This is a genomic window from Deinococcus rhizophilus, assembly GCF_030271215.1.
GTDB lineage: Bacteria > Deinococcota > Deinococci > Deinococcales > Deinococcaceae > Deinococcus > Deinococcus rhizophilus.
Map to the genome: position 1 here is coordinate 1 of NZ_JASNGB010000005.1, position 15,738 is coordinate 15,738.

The 15,738-nt window shown below is 70.6% G+C and carries 16 protein-coding genes, 1 pseudogene and 1 riboswitch; of the genes and pseudogenes, 11 read left to right on the forward strand and 6 right to left on the reverse strand.

Translation table 11 applies throughout. The features are described from left to right. Nucleotides 1-251, forward strand: a pseudogene (locus QOL99_RS01340) (glutamine--tRNA ligase/YqeY domain fusion protein); the annotation flags it as partial. Nucleotides 252-807: 556 nt separating this feature from the next. Continuing rightward, entirely contained in the window at nt 808-1,569 is a 762-nt protein-coding gene (locus QOL99_RS01345) for an ABC transporter substrate-binding protein (protein WP_285520815.1), read from the forward strand. Between the two features lie 70 nt (nt 1,570-1,639). On the opposite strand, the gene QOL99_RS01350 is transcribed toward QOL99_RS01345, so the two are convergent. Then, the gene (locus QOL99_RS01350; RefSeq protein ID WP_285520816.1) at nt 1,640-3,043 is read right to left on the reverse strand and encodes a tetratricopeptide repeat protein; all 1,404 of its coding nucleotides are present in this window, start codon (nt 3,041-3,043) and stop codon (nt 1,640-1,642) included. A 184-nt stretch (nt 3,044-3,227) separates the two neighbouring features. On the opposite strand from QOL99_RS01350, the gene QOL99_RS01355 reads away from it, so the two are divergent. Further along, nucleotides 3,228-3,614: a hypothetical protein gene (locus QOL99_RS01355; RefSeq protein WP_285520817.1), complete on the forward strand. Its 387-nt coding sequence runs from the start codon at nt 3,228-3,230 to the stop codon at nt 3,612-3,614. Nucleotides 3,615-3,737: 123 nt separating this feature from the next. Next, nucleotides 3,738-5,606 (forward strand): ATP-dependent zinc metalloprotease FtsH, encoded by a 1,869-nt coding sequence (ftsH, locus tag QOL99_RS01360; protein ID WP_285520818.1) that lies wholly within the window; start codon nt 3,738-3,740, stop codon nt 5,604-5,606. Between the two features lie 54 nt (nt 5,607-5,660). On the opposite strand, the gene QOL99_RS01365 is transcribed toward ftsH, so the two are convergent. The 3 genes from QOL99_RS01365 to QOL99_RS01375 form a co-directional block, all read right to left on the reverse strand. Continuing rightward, the gene (locus tag QOL99_RS01365) at nt 5,661-6,512 is read right to left on the reverse strand and encodes a hypothetical protein (RefSeq protein WP_285520819.1); all 852 of its coding nucleotides are present in this window, start codon (nt 6,510-6,512) and stop codon (nt 5,661-5,663) included. 87 nt (nt 6,513-6,599) lie between these two features. Continuing rightward, entirely contained in the window at nt 6,600-7,121 is a 522-nt protein-coding gene (locus QOL99_RS01370; protein ID WP_285520820.1) for a DinB family protein, read from the reverse strand. Between the two features lie 10 nt (nt 7,122-7,131). Continuing rightward, nucleotides 7,132-7,614 carry a DinB family protein gene (locus QOL99_RS01375; RefSeq protein ID WP_285520821.1) on the reverse strand — a complete coding sequence of 161 codons (483 nt, stop codon included), beginning with the start codon at nt 7,612-7,614 and terminating at the stop codon, nt 7,132-7,134. A gap of 88 nt (nt 7,615-7,702) precedes the next feature. On the opposite strand from QOL99_RS01375, the gene QOL99_RS01380 reads away from it, so the two are divergent. Together QOL99_RS01380 and QOL99_RS01385 are read left to right on the forward strand one after the other, a co-directional pair. Next, on the forward strand, nt 7,703-8,689 hold the full coding sequence (locus tag QOL99_RS01380) for a helix-turn-helix transcriptional regulator (protein WP_285520822.1): 987 nt from the start codon (nt 7,703-7,705) through the stop codon (nt 8,687-8,689). After that, nucleotides 8,664-9,194 carry a (4Fe-4S)-binding protein gene (locus tag QOL99_RS01385; protein ID WP_285520823.1) on the forward strand — a complete coding sequence of 177 codons (531 nt, stop codon included), beginning with the start codon at nt 8,664-8,666 and terminating at the stop codon, nt 9,192-9,194. Before QOL99_RS01380 ends, QOL99_RS01385 begins: the two co-directional genes overlap by 26 nt. A gap of 155 nt (nt 9,195-9,349) precedes the next feature. Here the strand turns inward: QOL99_RS01385 and QOL99_RS01390 are convergent, their stop codons facing one another. After that, nucleotides 9,350-9,754 (reverse strand): ACT domain-containing protein, encoded by a 405-nt coding sequence (locus QOL99_RS01390; RefSeq protein ID WP_285520824.1) that lies wholly within the window; start codon nt 9,752-9,754, stop codon nt 9,350-9,352. 32 nt (nt 9,755-9,786) lie between these two features. Between QOL99_RS01390 and QOL99_RS01395 the strand changes: the two genes are divergently transcribed. From QOL99_RS01395 to QOL99_RS01415, 5 genes are all read left to right on the forward strand, one after another. Then, complete coding sequence (locus QOL99_RS01395) at nt 9,787-11,094, forward strand: thymidine phosphorylase (protein ID WP_285520825.1); 1,308 nt, start codon at nt 9,787-9,789, stop codon at nt 11,092-11,094. Between the two features lie 62 nt (nt 11,095-11,156). Continuing rightward, a complete protein-coding gene (locus tag QOL99_RS01400) occupies nt 11,157-11,615 on the forward strand; it encodes a LapA family protein (protein WP_285520826.1) in 459 nt (152 codons plus the stop codon). A 112-nt stretch (nt 11,616-11,727) separates the two neighbouring features. After that, nucleotides 11,728-12,591 carry an acetyl-CoA carboxylase, carboxyltransferase subunit beta gene (accD, locus tag QOL99_RS01405; protein WP_285520827.1) on the forward strand — a complete coding sequence of 288 codons (864 nt, stop codon included), beginning with the start codon at nt 11,728-11,730 and terminating at the stop codon, nt 12,589-12,591. Beyond that, nucleotides 12,588-13,535: an acetyl-CoA carboxylase carboxyltransferase subunit alpha gene (locus tag QOL99_RS01410; RefSeq protein ID WP_285520828.1), complete on the forward strand. Its 948-nt coding sequence runs from the start codon at nt 12,588-12,590 to the stop codon at nt 13,533-13,535. Before accD ends, QOL99_RS01410 begins: the two co-directional genes overlap by 4 nt. Nucleotides 13,536-13,629: 94 nt before the next feature. After that, nucleotides 13,630-15,243 carry an aspartate:alanine exchanger family transporter gene (locus tag QOL99_RS01415; protein ID WP_285520829.1) on the forward strand — a complete coding sequence of 538 codons (1,614 nt, stop codon included), beginning with the start codon at nt 13,630-13,632 and terminating at the stop codon, nt 15,241-15,243. A 45-nt stretch (nt 15,244-15,288) separates the two neighbouring features. On the opposite strand, the gene sugE is transcribed toward QOL99_RS01415, so the two are convergent. Continuing rightward, complete coding sequence (gene sugE / locus QOL99_RS01420) at nt 15,289-15,609, reverse strand: quaternary ammonium compound efflux SMR transporter SugE (RefSeq protein ID WP_285520830.1); 321 nt, start codon at nt 15,607-15,609, stop codon at nt 15,289-15,291. A 9-nt stretch (nt 15,610-15,618) separates the two neighbouring features. Further along, a riboswitch (guanidine-III (ykkC-III) riboswitch) is annotated at nt 15,619-15,677 on the reverse strand. Nucleotides 15,678-15,738 lie beyond the last annotated feature (61 nt).

Consider the following 15,738-nt stretch of genomic DNA (forward strand, 5'->3'; position numbering starts at 1 on the left):
CGGCGGCCTCCGGCGAGGCACCGCTGGCGATGGTCGAGCGCGAGGGCCTGGGCGCGGGCCTCAGCGACGAGGCGTTGGCGGGGGCGGTGGCCGACGTGCTGGCCGCCAACCCCGACAAGGTGGAGGCGTACCGGGGCGGCAAGACCGCGCTGATGGGTTTCTTCACCGGGCAAGTCATGCGGGCCACCGGGGGCAAGGCCGACCCCGCCAAGGTGGCGGTGGCGCTGCGGGAGGCGCTCAGCGGCGGGTGAGGGTCAGTGTTTCAGGAGCAGCAAGTATCTGGAGTCTGCGTCATCTTCCAATTCCAGCACGAGGGCTTGGTCCGTGGTGCGGACCCCCTGCCCGCTCCCCCACCGCAAACGGCCAGCCTTGCGAGTGCCCAAGAGCACATCGCCAGCGAAGTAGATGGTGGGATAGTGGGGTGTGTACTGTGGGGTAAACCGTACCAGGGAATTCCCCTGTCCCTGGCCTGCAAAGCTGTAGGTCGTCTCACCCAACATCAGTGTGCCGCTTGAGTGGTACTCCTTGGCTGAGACGTAGGTTGCCGTGGCGCGTAGTGACGCAGGGAGTCGCCTTCCTGTCGGCTCCTGGCCCCTGTACTCGATAGCCTCCCCGGAGTAACTGCCGTGCAGGATTGACGGTCCATGCGGTACCGGGACATTCACGGGTTTCTGGCCGCAGCCCACCAGCAGCGCCGCCACCAGCGGCAAAATCGTTAGTTTCATGGTGACCGCACTCTACACCCCGTCCTGCCTACCCGACCCCTCACATGGACTCATCAGCCCCATGCGCTATAACCCTCCACTGATGCATAAGTATGCGCTCGCCTCCCTGACCCTGCTCACTGGCGCCCTCGGCACTGCCTCGGCCCGCGACCTCGCGGCGATCAAGGCGTCGGGAGTGCTGTATGTAGGCACCGAGCCCACCTACGCGCCCTTCACCTACACCCAGGGCAAGAAGGTCGTGGGCTTCGAGGCCGAACTCGCCGAGGCGATCGCCCGCAAACTCGGCGTCAAGGTGGAGTGGCGGCCCAGCGGCTTCGACGCGCTGCTGATCGGGCTGAACCAGGACCGCTTCGACCTCGTGGTGTCCAGCCACGGCATCACCCCGGAGCGGCAGAAAGCGGTGGATTTCGCCAATCCCCACTACTGCTCGGGCGGCGTGGTACTCGCCAGGTCGAACGGTCCCCTCACCGTCGCGGCGCTCAGGGGGAAGGCGGTCGGGGTGCAACTGGGCACCACCTACGCGCAGCGGGCGCAGAAACTCCCCGGCCTGGGCAGCGTCAAGACCTACCCCACCAACGCCGACGCCCTCCAGATGCTGCTGAACGGCCGGGTGAACGCCTTTGTCACCGACCGCTTCGTGGCGCTGGAGGCCCGCAAGAAGTTCCCCAAAGCGGGGCTCAAGCTGGGCGAGATGCTCTTTCAGGAGAAGATCGGCATCGCCGTGAAGAAGGGCAATACGCCGCTGCGAAACGCCGTCAATGCCGCCCTACGCGATGTGATGGCCGACGGCAGCTACAAGAAGATTTCGGCGAAATACTTCGGGGAAGACATTCGCTGCAAGTAAATCCAGTGCTATGCAAAGAGCAGAGGGCGCTGGGGCTCCCTGCTCTTTGCTCTGTGTCGTCGCCCCCCCGCTAGTTCAGCGTGCGCCCGCCCCCCTGGCCCATCAGCGTCTCGGCCTTGCGGAGGTGGTCTTCCAGCGTGCCGCGCCAGTCGTCGCTCTCGGGGGTGAATTCCAGCGCCTGCTGGGCGTGGGCGTAGGCGGCGGCGGGGTCGCGGAAGCCCTGCTGGGCCATCACGTCGGCGGCCATCTGGTGGCCCATCACCCAGTCGCGGGTGCCCTGGGCGGATTCGCGCACCACCCGCTCGAAGTGGTCGAGCGCCTCGTCGAGGTGGTAGTACTCCAGCGCCACGTTGCCCAGCACCATGCTCGCCGGAATCACCGCGCCCTGCGCCAGCGCCTGCTCGGCGGCGGTCTGGGCCTCCTGCAAGCGGCCCAGGCGGTAGTCGCACTCCGCGAGGTCGGCCAGCACCTCGGGGCGGTAGGGGTACTCGGGGTCCGCGAGGGCCGCTTCCAGATGCTCGCGGGCCTCCAGCGGGCGGTCGAGGTCCAGCAGGGCCACCCCGAGTTCGTGCTGGGCATAGGGACGGTCGCCGTCACCCGCCAGCACCAGCGCCCGCCCGAATTGCGCCAGCGCCTCATCGTGACGGCCCAGGTGGGTCAGCACCTGCCCCCACACCAGCGCCACCCCGTAGCTGGGGTCGCCGTGCTCCCGCTCCAGCCGCTCGGCCTCGCGGATGCTTTCCAGCGCCTCCTCGGGTTTGCCCGTCTGGAGCAGCGCCTGGGCCTGGAGGTAGTGCCAGGTGGCGAGGTTCAGGCCCTCCTCCTCCGCGTTCTGCCCGCTGTAGAGGAGCCGGGCCTGTCCCAGCAGCGACAGCGCCGCGTCCATGTCCCCGAGTTGCAATTCCAGCGCCGCGCCTTCTTGCAGCATCACCGCCCGGTTGAGGCCCGGGGCGTGGTGGGCCGCTTCCGCATAGAGGTGCCGGGCTTCCAGCGTGTGCCCGAGATTCTCCTCGGCGTCGGCCTGCCAGCTGCGCAGGCGCCAGCGCAGGTGCGCGGGCAACTCCGCGAGGGGCAGGTGAAGTTCCAGCGCCTCCTGCGACTTCCCGGCCAGCGACAGCGCGGCGAGGGCGTGGTAGCGGGCGACCGGATCGGCGGCTTCCCGGACCTCCGGGGGGGGCGGGGCCGCGTCCGGGCCGCGCAGCCGGGCGTCGAGTTCGGCACTCAGGGCCACGTAGAGGGGGTCGGTGCAGGTCGCCGGGTCCAGGGTGCGGGCCTCGCGCAGCGCGGCGCCGACCTCGGTGGTGGTGGGGTCGCCGTAGAGGGCCTGCACGCTGGCGAGGTACAAGGAGAGCCGCGCCCTCCGGGGGCGGTCGGCCTCGTGCAGGGCCCCCTCCAGCACGCTGAAGGCCGTGTCGTAGTCGTCCCCCGCGAGCGCCGTGCAAGCCTGCTGCCAGGTGGTGGCGACATCGATCATCACCCCCCAGGATAGCGCGGGTGCGCGGAGGGCGGGGGTGTCACCTTTCGGCGGACCACACTCCTGCCCGGCGTGCGCTGAACTCGGCCCGACCCCCGGAGGTTGTCCCCCCCATGTCACGGACCCGCTTGCCCAGGCTCCTCGCCCTCGCCCTACCCCTCCCCGTCTTCATCCTCTTCGGCCTGTGGTTCGGCCGGTGGCGGCTGCGAACGACTGTCCTGACCTCCCCCGCCCTGGCCCATGCCGACCCTATGCCGACTTCACCCGGCTGCTGGAGGCGGGCCGGGTCGAGCGGGTCGTGGTTCGCGGCGAGCGGGCCGAGGTCACGCTGGGGCTGCCCGGGCCGGGACAGGTGGCTGTGCGGCTGCCCGGCGGTCAGGCCACGCCCGACCCTGGCCTGATCTCGCAACTGGAGCAGCAGGGGATGGCCTCCCGTTTCGAGGCGCCGAATCAGTGGCTTCCCATCCTGTTGAACTTCCTGCCCGCGCTGCTGTTTTTCCTGCTACCGGTAACTCTCTTTGCCGTCCTGCTCGTCGTGCTGGCGCGGCGCGGGCGACCCCGAACGCCTTAACCGCCCCTCAATGAAGTACGGGTGTGATGCCGGATACGCCCACACATCTTGAGTCTGGTACACTCAACTTCAGCGGGGCGGATGCCGTCCCAATCGTTCTATTTCTTTCTGGAGGCACCACTCTTGAGGCGGCTCAATCCCTGGCTGATCGTCCTGTTCGTTCTGGCTCTGTTCCTGATGTTTTCTCAGGCCCCTGGCGGTGCGCGGGCCACGGTCGGTTACAACGTGTTCAAAGATCTGCTCGCTCAGGACCGGGTCGAGCAGGTGATCGTGCGGGACAGCGTGGCGACCGTGACGCTGACCGAGCCCACCGAGGTCCCGGTCGTGGGGGCGCAGCAGCCGGTGCGGGCCGAACGCGTGACCGTGCGCCTGCCCGGCAGTCAGGCCACGCCCGACCCCACGCTGATCTCGCAGCTGGAGGCGCAGGGCGTGAATTACCGCTTCGACGCGCCCAGCCAGTGGCTCGCCATCCTGCTGAACTTCCTGCCTATCCTGCTCCTGATCGGCCTGATGTACTTCTTCTTCATGCGGGCCCAGGGCGGCCAGAGCGGGGTCATGCAGTTCGGGCAGAGCAAGGCCAAGAAGTACGGCAAGGAAAACCGCGTCCAGACCAAGTTCACCGACGTGGCGGGCCCCGAGGAAGCCAAGCGCGAGCTGATTGAGGTCGTGGACTTCCTGAAAAACCCCGCCAAGTACCACCAGATCGGCGCGGAGATTCCCAAGGGCGTGCTGCTGGTGGGCCCTCCCGGAACGGGGAAGACGCTGCTGGCCCGCGCCATCGCGGGCGAGGCCGACGTGCCGTTCTTCTCGGTCAGCGCGTCGGAGTTCATGGAGATGTTCGTGGGGGTCGGCGCCAGCCGCGTGCGCACCCTGTTCGAGGATGCCCGCAAGTCGGCCCCGGCGATCATGTTCATCGACGAGATCGACTCCATCGGGCGCAAGCGCGGCGCAGGCATCGGCGGCGGCCACGACGAGCGCGAGCAGACGCTGAACCAGATCCTCTCCGAGATGGACGGTTTCGACAAGTCGAGCAGCGTGATCGTGCTGGGCGCGACCAACCGCCCCGACGTGCTCGACCCCGCGCTGCTGCGCCCCGGCCGCTTCGACCGTCAGGTCACCATCGACCTGCCGAACCTCAAGGAGCGCGAGGCGATCCTCAAGGTCCACCTGCGCAACAAGCCGATGGCGCCGGGCGTGGACGTGCCCGAGGTCGCCAAGAGCACGCCCTACTTCTCGGGCGCGGACCTCAAGAACGTCACCAACGAGGCCGCGCTGGAGGCCGCCCGGCTGGGCAAGACCCAGATCGACATGAGCGACTTTTACCGGGCGCTCGACAAGATCACGCTGGGTCTGGAAAACGGCTCGCTGACCATCAGCCCCGAGGAAAAGAAGGCCATCGCCTACCACGAGGCCGGGCACGCCGTGACCTCCGCCGTGATTCCCGGCAGCGACAAGCTCCAGAAGGTCAGCATCATTCCGCGTGGGCGGGCGCTGGGCGCGGCCTTCTACCTGCCCGAGGAGCAGGTGCTGATGAGCAAGGAGCGGCTGGAAAACCAGCTGGTGGTCGCGCTGGGGGGCCGCGCCGCCGAGGAGGTCTTTATGGGCAACGTGACCTCGGGCGCCGCCGACGACTTCCGCAAGGCAACCAACATCGCAAGGAAGATGGTGCTGGAGTGGGGCATGGGCGACAACTTCAAGAACATGGCCCTGACCACCGACTCCGGCCCGGTCTTCCTGGGCGAGGACATGGCCAAGCCCAAGATGTTCTCCGAGCACACCTCGCAGCTGGTGGACGAGGATGTCAAGCGCATCCTGCACCGCGCCTACGAGCGGGCCAAGGGCCTCGTCACCGAGTACGGGGCAGCCATGCACGAGGTCGCCGAGGCCCTGCTCTCGCAGGAACTGATCACGGGCGACGTGGTCCGCGAGGCCGTCTCGCGCGTGGGCGGCAGCCCGCAGGCCGGAACGCCGACCCCGCAGCCGACGATGTAGACCCGACGTAAGTCAGCCCCCCGTCCGAGTGGCGGGGGATTTTGCTGTGGGCACTCAGGGAGTCAGGGTAAAAGGAATTCGGCTTTCCTCCACATGCCAGAAGTAGCGTCCGGGGGCAAGGTCCCCCAGCCTCAGCCCGGAGGCGAGCACTCCCGGTAGGGTAAGAGACTCGCCCGGCTGGAGCACCGCCACCCGTTCCTCGGCCGTACAGGTGAACCGGACTCCTCCGGGGCGTTCCCCGGAAGCTGGGGCAACCTCCCCGCCTGTCGCCGTGAGCACCCCGACCAGCACGTTGCCGCCGCAGCCGTAGCGCCACCACACCGGGCGGTCCAGCGGGTTGGTCAGCCTGACCTCCAGGGTCACCTGGCCAAAAGGCGCCTGTTCCCGTTCGCGGACCTCCGGGAGGCTGAGTGTCCGGGGCGTGATCTCCGCCCGCAGCCGGGGCCGCTCGTGCTGCGAGAGGACCAGGCCGGGCACCCCCGCTGCCCGCCCCACCCGCGCCGTGTCCGCGACCGAGATGTTCACCACCACCCGGGTGAGCCCGGTATCCACCCGCACGGTGGTCTGGGGCCGGACCCTCTTCACTGCCTGCGCGGCCCGCACGAGCTCGGCGGCACTGTACCGGACCTTCACGGCTTGCCCGTCCCAGCGGACGTAGCGCTGCCAGTAGGGGTCCGCCGCCATCCGTCCGCTCACCTGCTCGGCCCGCGTCACGTCGGTGAGGGCGGGGACCGGGCGGCCCGTCAGTGGCGTGGTCGGGTGGGTCAGGCCCGCGAACTCCGGGAATCCAGCCGACAGCCGCAGCAGCAGCGGCCACTGGGCGGGCGCGTAGCTGAAGTCGCTGCTCTCGGCCCCGGCGGTGGAAAGCAGCAGGGCCGGGAGCAGCGGAAGCCAGAAACGTGACATGGCCCAGTGTAACCTCCGGCACTGACGGAGACATGACGCCCCCTTCCCCCAGTGGACCCCCGACCAGGCCGTTTTCCCCGGCTGCGTCTATTCTCGCCAGATCGCCCAGTGCCCCTCCAGCGCGTCCATCTGCTCCTTCGTCCGCCCGCCCAGGCGCAGCAGGGCCATGATCTGGCCCCGGTGGTGGCTGTCGTGGACGATGGTGTGCTGGAGAAAGTGGGCGGGGCTGGAGCGGTAGCTCCCCTCGTTCCAGGGGTCGGCGAAGGGTTCGCCTGAGTCCAGATGGGCCTGCACCGCGCCCACGGCGGCCTCGTCGCCCGCTGCGAAGGCGGCGGCCAGCTCGCCGGGCGGACTCTCCTGCCAGCGCCACAGGGGATCGCCGTCCGCGTCCTGCCGGGTGGGGTCGACCAGCGGGCCAGCGTGGTCGCGCGACAGGCTCCACAGCCAGCCGACACGGAAGCCCGCCATGTGCCGCAGGTGCCGCTCGACCGTCCAGCCGCCCCGGCCGTCGCTGAGCTCGAAGTCGGTGGGCGTCAGGGTGCCGAGCAGCACCCCATTGACGCGCCCGTTGCGGCGAAAGGAGTCGAGCAGCAGGGTCAGTTCGTTCATGCGTCTCCCTTCACCGCTCGTAGAAGGCGGGCGGCTCCGTTCCCAGCGCCCGCAGGTACACGTAGCCCTGGCCCCGGTGGTGAATCTCGTTGTCGATGGTGTAGATGGTGGCGGCCCAGCCGGTCATCTCACCCCAGGGAAGCGTGTGCGTCTGCGGGAAGAAGGCGAGGTCCACTCTCGGAAACTCGCGCTCCAGCCGCCTGGAAAGGGCGTCCCAGGCTTTCAACAGCTCGGCCCGGTCATGAGCCACGCCCTCCCGCCAGTCGGGTTCGGGCCACTCGCCGGTCAGCAGGCCATTCAGGGTCAATTCGCTAACCTGATGAATCTCCCAGGCCATCTCCCCGAACGGGCGCATGGGCGGCGCGGCGGCAAAGGTGAACAGCTGGTCTTCCGCGAAGGCCTCGATCACCCGGCGAGTCAGGGCGCGGTGCCCCTGCCAGTGGGCCAGAAAGTCCTGCGGCGAGACGATGGCGGCGGTCGCGGTGTTGGTCATGGTGCCTCCTCCTGTGAGGGTGTTACGTTCCCAGCGTAAAGGCGATTCCCGTCAGGAGCTGGCGCATTTCGGGCCTATGCTGTCTCCCATGTACGACCCCTCCATGCGGGTGCTGACCGTGCTGGAATTGCTGCAGGCGCGGGAAACCGTGACCGGCGCGGAGCTGGCCCGGCGGCTGGAAGTCAGCCCGCGCACCGTGCAGCGATACGTGGCGCGGCTGCAAGACCTCGGCATCCCGGTCGAGGGACGGCGGGGAGTGGGCGGCGCGTACCGCCTGAAACCCGGCTTCCGGCTGCCGCCGCTGATGTTCACGGGCGAGGAGGCCCTGAGTCTGGCGCTGGGCTTGCAGGCGCTGCGGCACCTGGGCCTGACCGCGCTGGCTCCGGCGGCGCAGGCGGCGAGCGCCAAGCTGGGCCGCACGCTGCCCCACGCCCTGCGCGAGAGCGTGCAGGCGCTGGAGGGCGCCGTGCAGCTCGACGCCTCGCCCTGGGTGGTCCCGACCGACGCGGCGCTGCTCGCGCGGCTGCTGGAGGCGGTGCGGGGGACGCGGACCGTGCACTTCGGGTACGTCTCGCCGCGGGGGGAGGCGACCTCGCGCGACGTGGACGTGTACCGCGCCGTTCACCTGGGCGGGCGCTGGTACGCGGTGGGCTGGTGCCACCTGCGTGGGGCGCGGCGCTGCTTCCGGCTCGACCGGATGCGCGGCCTGAGCGTGCTGGAAGCCGGATTCATCCCGCCCGAGGCCTTCGACGCGCTCGCGTACCTGCGGACCACCCTGACGGACCTGCCTCCCACCCACCAGATCAGCGTGTGGCTGGACGCTCCGCCGGAAGAGCTGAGAGGCCGCGTGTCTCAGTGGCACACCGACCTCAGGCCCGAGGGCGGCGGCCTGCGCCTGGAAGCCCAGCGCGAGGACCTGGAGGGCTTCGCCGCCTTCCTGCTGGGGCTGGGCTGCGCGTTCCGGGTGGACGGCCCGCCCGAGTTGCGGGAGGTCTTCGGACGGCTGGCCGGGCGCTGCGCGGTCGCCGGGGCCGGGGGTACACTGGTCCATGACCCAGCACCCGCTGCCCCATGACGACCTGCTGCGTGGCAAGGCGTATGCAGGCGATGGCGTGACCGTCTCCTACGACGCCCCCCGCTGCACCCACGTCGCCAACTGCGTGCGCGGCCTGCCCGCCGTCTTCCGGCCGGGGGAGCGCCCCTGGATTCAGCTGTGGAACGAGGCGGACGCCGCCCGGGTGGCCGAGGTCGTGCGGACCTGCCCGACGGGGGCCTTGCACTACGCCCTGCACGGCGCACCCCCGGAGGCCCCCGCCGTCCCGACCACGATCACCCCGGTCACCGACGGCCCCCTGACCCTGCGCGGTGACCTCGTGATCCAGACCCCGGCGGGCGAGCTGCGCGAGGTCCGCGCCGCCCTGTGCCGCTGCGGGGCGAGCGGCAACAAGCCCTTTTGCGACGGCACCCACGCCCGCATTGGCTGGAAGAGTGACCAGCCCGGCGGTCAGGCCACCCCCGATCAGCGCGGCGACGGCCACCCGGAGGAAGGCCAGCAGGCGGACGGGGCGCGGCCGGGCTAGAGCATTTGCCATAAGAAGGCGGTGCCGTTCCGCCTTCGTTGGCCGAGCGGACTTGCTGGGCTGCGCAGCAGAGCGAGTGAATGGGACAGGAGCATTGGGCAGAATGGAGGCACCTGGGGTGCTGTCCCCCGGGGGCCGTAATTCTGTCAAATGCTCTAATCCGCGACGGTGTGCCCGGCCCCCCGCAGCGCGGCCAGCGCGTCCGGCAACCGCGCCGCCGGGACCAGCACGTCATCGGTGTCGAAGGTGCTCAGCGCAAAAATACCCACCCCGGCCTTCCGCAGTGGCTCCAGCACCGCCGCCAGGATGCCGGTCAGGCCGAAGTCGAAGGGACCGTGCAGTTTCAGCGCGGCCCACCCCGCCTGGTGCCGGACGCCGGGCGGGAGGTGCGCGGCCTCACACACCAGCGAAAGCTCGTCCGGGGTGCGCGTCAGGCTGAACAGGACTCCGCCGAGCGTCGGCAGGGGAGCCCCCGGCGGAAGCTGGGCGACGGCGAGCTCGGTGGGCGCGGCGCCTCCCAGGACCGAGAGCGTGAGGCGGGGGCGGGCCGGGGAGGTCATGGCCGAGGATGGCACGCCCGCTAAACTGCCGTATGACCACCGCCCTGAACATTCCCGACCTGATCCGCAAGAAGCGCGACGGCGAAGAGCACTCCCGCGCCGAACTCGAAGGGCTGATCCTGGGCTACACCCGGGGCGAGGTGCCCGACTACCAGATCAGCGCGTGGCTGATGGCCGTCTACCTGCGCGGCATGACGCCCCAGGAGACGGCGGACCTGACGCTGGTGATGGCCGACTCGGGCGACCAGATGGACCTCGCGGGGCTGCCGCGTACGGTGGACAAGCACTCGACCGGCGGCGTGGGCGACAAGACCAGCCTGATCCTGACGCCGATGCTCGCGGCCCTCGGCCTCACCGTCGCCAAGATGAGCGGGCGCGGCCTGGCGCACACGGGCGGCACCATCGACAAGCTCGAGAGCTTTCCCGGCTGGAGTCCCGAACTCCCCGAGGACCGCTTTCTGGCCCAGGCAAGCGAGATCGGCCTCGCGCTCGTCGGGCAGACGAAAGACCTCGCGCCCGCCGACGGCAAGCTCTACGCCCTGCGCGACGTGACCGCGACCGTGGACTGCCTGCCGCTGATCGCCTCCTCCATCATGAGCAAGAAGCTGGCGTCCGGAGCGCACACGGTCGTGCTGGACGTGAAGGTGGGGGCCGGGGCCTTCATGCGGACGCTGGAGGACGGCCGGGGCCTCGCCCGCGCGATGGTGGACATCGGCACGCGGGCGTCCCGGTTGGTGAGGGCCGTCCTGACCGACATGGACACGCCGCTGGGCCACATGGCGGGCAACAGCCTGGAGGTGCAAGAAGCCCTGAGCACCCTGCGCGGCGAGGGCCCTGAGGACCTGACCGAGCTGTGCGTCGCTCTGGCGGTGGAGGCGCTCGCGGCCCACGGCGAGGACTCCGCAGCGGCCGAGGCCCGTGCCCGCGCGACCCTGACAGACGGCTCGGCCCTGGCGAAGTTCCGCGCCTTCGTGGAGGCGCAGGGCGGGGACGCTTCCCTGGTGGACCACCCCGAGCGGCTGGACGTGGCGCCGGGCCGTCTGGACGTGGTGGCTCCGGCCTCCGGCTTCGTGGAGCGCCTCGACGCGCTCGCGGTGGGCCGCGCGGTCCTGGTGCTGGGCGGCGGGCGCGAACGCAAGGGCGAGGCCATCGACCACGGGGTCGGTGTCGAGCTGCTGAAAAAACCCGGGAAGGCGGTGGAGGCGGGCGAGCCGGTGCTGCGCCTCTACCACCGGGATGGGCGTGGGCTGGACGCCGCCCGCGCCCTGCTGGAAGCGGGCCTGAGCGTGACGGCAGCGGCCCCGCAGCCCCAGCCGCTGATCCTGGACCGGGTGAACTGACCACCGTCAGGTGAATGTTCCCCCTCTGCCGTGCGGCGGGGAGGGGGTGTTACCCTCAAGCCATGCGGACAATCGTCCTGATCGTCATCGTCGTGCTCGCGGCCGTCTTCGCGGTGCTCAACCGTCACGCGCTGATGTTCGGGCACACCCTGAACCTGGGCTTCGTGACCTACCGGGGCGTGCCGCTGGGGTTGATCCTGCTGCTGTTTGGCCTCTTTCTGGCGCTGCTGTTCTTCCTGTGGGCCAACGTCGAGCGGCTGCGTGGGCAGGCCGACAGCGCCCGGCTGCTGCGCGACATGGAGGCGCTGCGGACCAACCTCGACGCGCAGGAGGGCAGCCGCTTCGCGCAACTTCAGGCGTACATCGACGAGCGCTTCGAGACGCTGGGCCAGAGCGTCAGCCGCCCGGCGCTGCCTTCTTCCGACCTCGCGGAGACGAATGCCCGCCTCGACGCCCTGCAACGCGACCTGAACCTGCAACTCGCGCAGATGGACGATTACCTCAAGCGGCGCTTGCAGTAACGGCGGCCCCCCGGCCTCCTTGCACCCGGTTCAGAACTGGGGCCAGTCCCTTCCCGGCGCGTCTAGAATGCGCCGGGAAGCTGGTTTTTCCCCAAAGAGGAGTGAAAAGGCTATGGCGCTCGACCGTTTCTTTCGCAGGCGCCGCCCGCAGCAGCAACCCGGGGCGGAGATGCCGGACCTGTGGACCCAGTGCCCCCGCTGCAAGGAGGGCGTGTACAACCGTGACCTTGAACTCAGTGCCCACGTCTGCCCCCGCTGCGGCCACCACCTGCGGCTGGACGCGGGGCAGCGGCTGGCGGTGCTGCTCGACGAGGGCAGCTTTCAGCGGCAATCGGGCCGGGTGTGGCCTGTCGACCCCCTGGCCTTCGAGGACACCGAGCCCTACCCGGCGCGGCTGGCGCGGGCCCAGCAGAAGACGGGCCGCCCCGACGCGGTCCTGACCGGCAGCGGAACCATCCTGGGCCTGCCCGTGACCGTCGCCGCGATGGACTTCGCCTTTTCGGGCGGCAGCATGGGCAGCGTGGTGGGCGAGGAGATCGCGCGGGCCGCCGAGCACGCGGCCGGGGCCGGGACGCCCTTTGTCCTGGTCGCGGCCAGCGGCGGCGCCCGGATGCAGGAAGGGGCGCTGTCGCTGATGCAGATGGCGAAGACGACGGTGGCGCTCGAGGGGCTGGCCGAGCGGGGCATCCCGTACGTGTCCATCCTGAGCGACCCCACGACCGGGGGGGTGACGGCCTCCTTCGCCACGGTCGCGGACGTGATCGTGGCCGAGCCGGGGGCCCTGATCGGCTTCGCGGGACCGCGCGTGATTCAGCAGACCATCCGCCAGCACCTGCCCGAGGGCTTTCAGCGTTCGGAGTTTCTGCTGGAACACGGCATGGTGGACGCGGTCGTGGACCGCCGCGAGCACCGGGCCTACCTGCGCTCGCTGCTGGGCGTGCTGACCCGGCAACCCGCCCCGGAGGTGGGCGCGTGAGCGCTCCGGCCGACACCCTGCGCGAACTCGAAGCCCGGCTGCGCGACCTAGAGGGCACGGCGCAGCGCACCGGGCAGAACCTCGACGCGGCGCTGGCCCCGCTGCGGGCCGAGGTCGAGCGGCTGCGCGGCGAGGGCCATGCCCGCCTGACCCGCTGGGAACGGGTGGCACTCGCGCGGGCGCCGGGCCGTCCCACCGCCCTCGACTACGTGGAGCGCCTCTGCACCGACTTCACCGAGTTGCACGGCGACCGGGCCTACGGCGACGACCCGGCCCTGATCGGCGGCCCGGCCCGCTGGGGTGGGGTGCCCGTGATGCTGCTGATGGGGCAAAAGGGACGCGACACCAAGAGCAAGATCCGCCGCCGCTTCGGCATGAGCAACCCCGAAGGCTACCGCAAGGCGGTCCGGCTGATGGACCTCGCCGACCGCTTCGGGCTGCCTGTCGTCACCCTGATCGACACGCCCGGCGCCTACCCCGGTATCGAGGCCGAGGAACGCGGGCAGGGCTGGGCCATCGCCGAGAGCATTCAGCGGATGGTGCGCCTGCGGGTGCCTGCCGTCTGCGTGGTGATCGGGGAGGGCGGCTCGGGCGGGGCGCTCGCCATCGGGGTGGGCAACCGGGTGCTCGTGCAGGAGAACGCCTGGTACTCGGTGATCTCGCCCGAGGGCGCGGCCAGCATCATCTGGAAGGACGCGGCCAAGGCTCCCGAGGCGGCCGAGGCCCTGCGCCTGACCGCTCCCGATCTGCTGGAGCTGGGGCTGGTCGAGGAGGTCGTGCCCGAACCCCTCGGCGGCGCCCACCTCGACCCCGACGCGGCGGCGGCGGCGCTGGGCGAGGCGGTTTCGCGGCACCTCGCGCAGCTGTCGGCGCTGGGGCCGGACGAGCTGAAGGCGGAGCGCTCGGCCCGCTTCCGGGCGCTGGGGTCTTTCCGGGAGGAGTGACGCCCGTGGCTGGGGGGCCGCCGGACCGCGTGAAGCGTCCGGCGGCCCCTTTCCTGATTCCTGATTCGCCACTCCTGCGCGGTAGGGTGGCCCCATGACCGCCCTGCTCGACCTGCTGGCCCAGAATCCGGTCCTGACCCTGTTCACGGTGCTGCTGCTGGGGTTCGCGCTGGGGGGCGTGCGGGTGCTGGGCTTCAGCTTGGGCGTGGCCGGGGTGCTGTTCGCGGGCCTGTTCGTGAGTGCGCTCGACCCGCGCATCGCCCTCGACCCCGCCGTGTACGAACTGGGGCTGGCCGTGTTCGTGTACGCCATCGCGCTGGCGAGCGGCGGGCACGTGCTGGCCTCCTTCGGGCGGGCCGGGCTGATTCGCAATGGGCTGGTGCTGGGCCTGCTCACGCTGGGGGCGGGACTGACGCTGGCGCTGGGCCGTCTGCTGGGCCTGGACCCCGCGCTCACAGCGGGGCTGTACACCGGGGCGCTGACCAGTACCCCGGCCCTCGCGGGCGTGATCGAGGCGGTCGCCGGGCAGCCCGGCGCGGGCGACCCGGTGGTGGCCTACTCCATCGCCTACCCGGTGGGCGTGGTCGGGGTGATGCTGGCCCTCTTTTTCTTCGAGCGCCGCTTCCGGCCCGACTACGCCGCCGAGGCGCGGGCGCTGGGCGTCTCGGGCGAGGAACCCGTCACCCGGACCCTGCGGGTCACCGACGGGCGCGGCCTCACAGTGGAAGCCTTCGCCCGGGCGCACGGCGGGCGGGTGGTGTTCGGGCGCTGGCTGCACGGCGGGCACCTCGAAACCGCCGAGGCGGGGTCGGTGCTGCGGGTGGGAGACCTCGTGTCGGTGACGGGCGCCCCCGCCGACGTGGCCGCCGTGATCCGGGTGCTGGGCGAGGAGGCGGGGCCGTCTCTCAGCGAGGACCGTTCGGTGCTGGATTTCCGGCGCATCTTCGTGTCCAGCCCACGGGTGGCGGGGCGGCGCCTCTCCGAGCTGCGGGTCAACGAGCGGCTGGGCGCCACCGTCACCCGTGTGCGCCGGGGCGACCGCGACATCGTGCCCAGTGGCCGCACGGTGCTGGAACTCGGGGACCGGGTGCGCGTGCTGGCCCCGCGTGGGCAGATGGCAGAGGTGACCCGCTTTTTCGGGGACTCCTACCGCCACCTCTCCGAGATCAACCTGCTGACCTTCAGCCTGGGGCTGGTGCTGGGGCTGGTGCTGGGCAGCCTGCCGCTGCCGCTGCCGGGAGGCGGCACCTTCCGGCTGGGGGTCGCGGGCGGGCCGCTGCTGGTGGGGCTGGCGCTGGGGGCGCTGGGCCGCAGCGGACGCGCCGTGTGGAACATTCCCTACAGCGCCAACCTGACCCTGCGGCAGTTCGGGCTGGCCCTCTTTCTGGCGGGGGTGGGCCTGCGCAGCGGGGGCCGGTTCGCCGCGCAGCTCGCCAGCGCCGAGGGCCTCGCCCTGCTGCTTGCGGGAGCCGCCATCACCCTCGGCGTGACGAGCGCCCTGCTGTGGACCGGCTACCGGCTGCTGCGCTTGCCCTACAGCCTGCTCTCCGGCCTCACGGCGGGGCTGAACACGCAGCCTGCCGTGCTGGGCTACGCCACTGAACGCACCCGCAGCGAGGTCCCCGAACTGGGCTACGCCTCGGTGTACCCCGCCGCGTTGATCGGCAAGATCCTGCTCGCGCAGCTGATCCTGCGGCTGGCGGGGTAGGGCAGGGGGCAGAGGCGGCGGGCCGTGCTCAGTGCCCGTGCCCGCTCAGTGCCCGCTCGTCACCTTGAGCCCGATAATCGCCGCGACCATCATGCCCAGGAACAGCAGGCGGGCCAGGGTGACGGGTTCCTTGAACAGCACGATGCCCAGAATCGCCGCGCCCACCGCCCCGATCCCGACCCACACCCCGTACGCCGTGCCGATGGGCAGCGTCTTGGCCGCCAGCCCCAGCAGTCCCATGCTGGCGACCATGCTCAGAATGGTGAGCACGGTGGGAACGGGCCGGGTAAAGCCCTCGGTGTACTTGAGGCCGATCGCCCAGCCGATTTCCAGCAGTCCCGCGATCACCAGCAAAATCCATGCCACAGAACACCTCCTGCGCCGTCTTGTCGTGACCGGGTACGGCGGTGCTCTCGTCCGGAGTTCAGCCCCCCCCATCCTGCATCCGCGGAGAGGGGCGACTGAGAAACAGTGTACTGGCTCTGTGTCAGCAAA

What these genes read in the sequence shown, in the direction of transcription:
- QOL99_RS01345 (WP_285520815.1), top strand. Translation starts at nt 808, where the DNA reads ATGCATAAGTATGCGCTCGCCTCCCTGACCCTGCTCACTGGCGCCCTC.
- QOL99_RS01350 (WP_285520816.1), bottom strand. Translation starts at nt 3,043, where the DNA reads ATGATCGATGTCGCCACCACCTGGCAGCAGGCTTGCACGGCGCTCGCG.
- QOL99_RS01365 (WP_285520819.1), bottom strand. Translation starts at nt 6,512, where the DNA reads ATGTCACGTTTCTGGCTTCCGCTGCTCCCGGCCCTGCTGCTTTCCACC.
- QOL99_RS01370 (WP_285520820.1), bottom strand. Translation starts at nt 7,121, where the DNA reads ATGAACGAACTGACCCTGCTGCTCGACTCCTTTCGCCGCAACGGGCGC.
- QOL99_RS01375 (WP_285520821.1), bottom strand. Translation starts at nt 7,614, where the DNA reads ATGACCAACACCGCGACCGCCGCCATCGTCTCGCCGCAGGACTTTCTG.
- QOL99_RS01380 (WP_285520822.1), top strand. Translation starts at nt 7,703, where the DNA reads ATGTACGACCCCTCCATGCGGGTGCTGACCGTGCTGGAATTGCTGCAG.
- QOL99_RS01385 (WP_285520823.1), top strand. Translation starts at nt 8,664, where the DNA reads ATGACCCAGCACCCGCTGCCCCATGACGACCTGCTGCGTGGCAAGGCG.
- QOL99_RS01390 (WP_285520824.1), bottom strand. Translation starts at nt 9,754, where the DNA reads ATGACCTCCCCGGCCCGCCCCCGCCTCACGCTCTCGGTCCTGGGAGGC.
- QOL99_RS01395 (WP_285520825.1), top strand. Translation starts at nt 9,787, where the DNA reads ATGACCACCGCCCTGAACATTCCCGACCTGATCCGCAAGAAGCGCGAC.
- QOL99_RS01400 (WP_285520826.1), top strand. Translation starts at nt 11,157, where the DNA reads ATGCGGACAATCGTCCTGATCGTCATCGTCGTGCTCGCGGCCGTCTTC.
- accD (WP_285520827.1), top strand. Translation starts at nt 11,728, where the DNA reads ATGGCGCTCGACCGTTTCTTTCGCAGGCGCCGCCCGCAGCAGCAACCC.
- QOL99_RS01415 (WP_285520829.1), top strand. Translation starts at nt 13,630, where the DNA reads ATGACCGCCCTGCTCGACCTGCTGGCCCAGAATCCGGTCCTGACCCTG.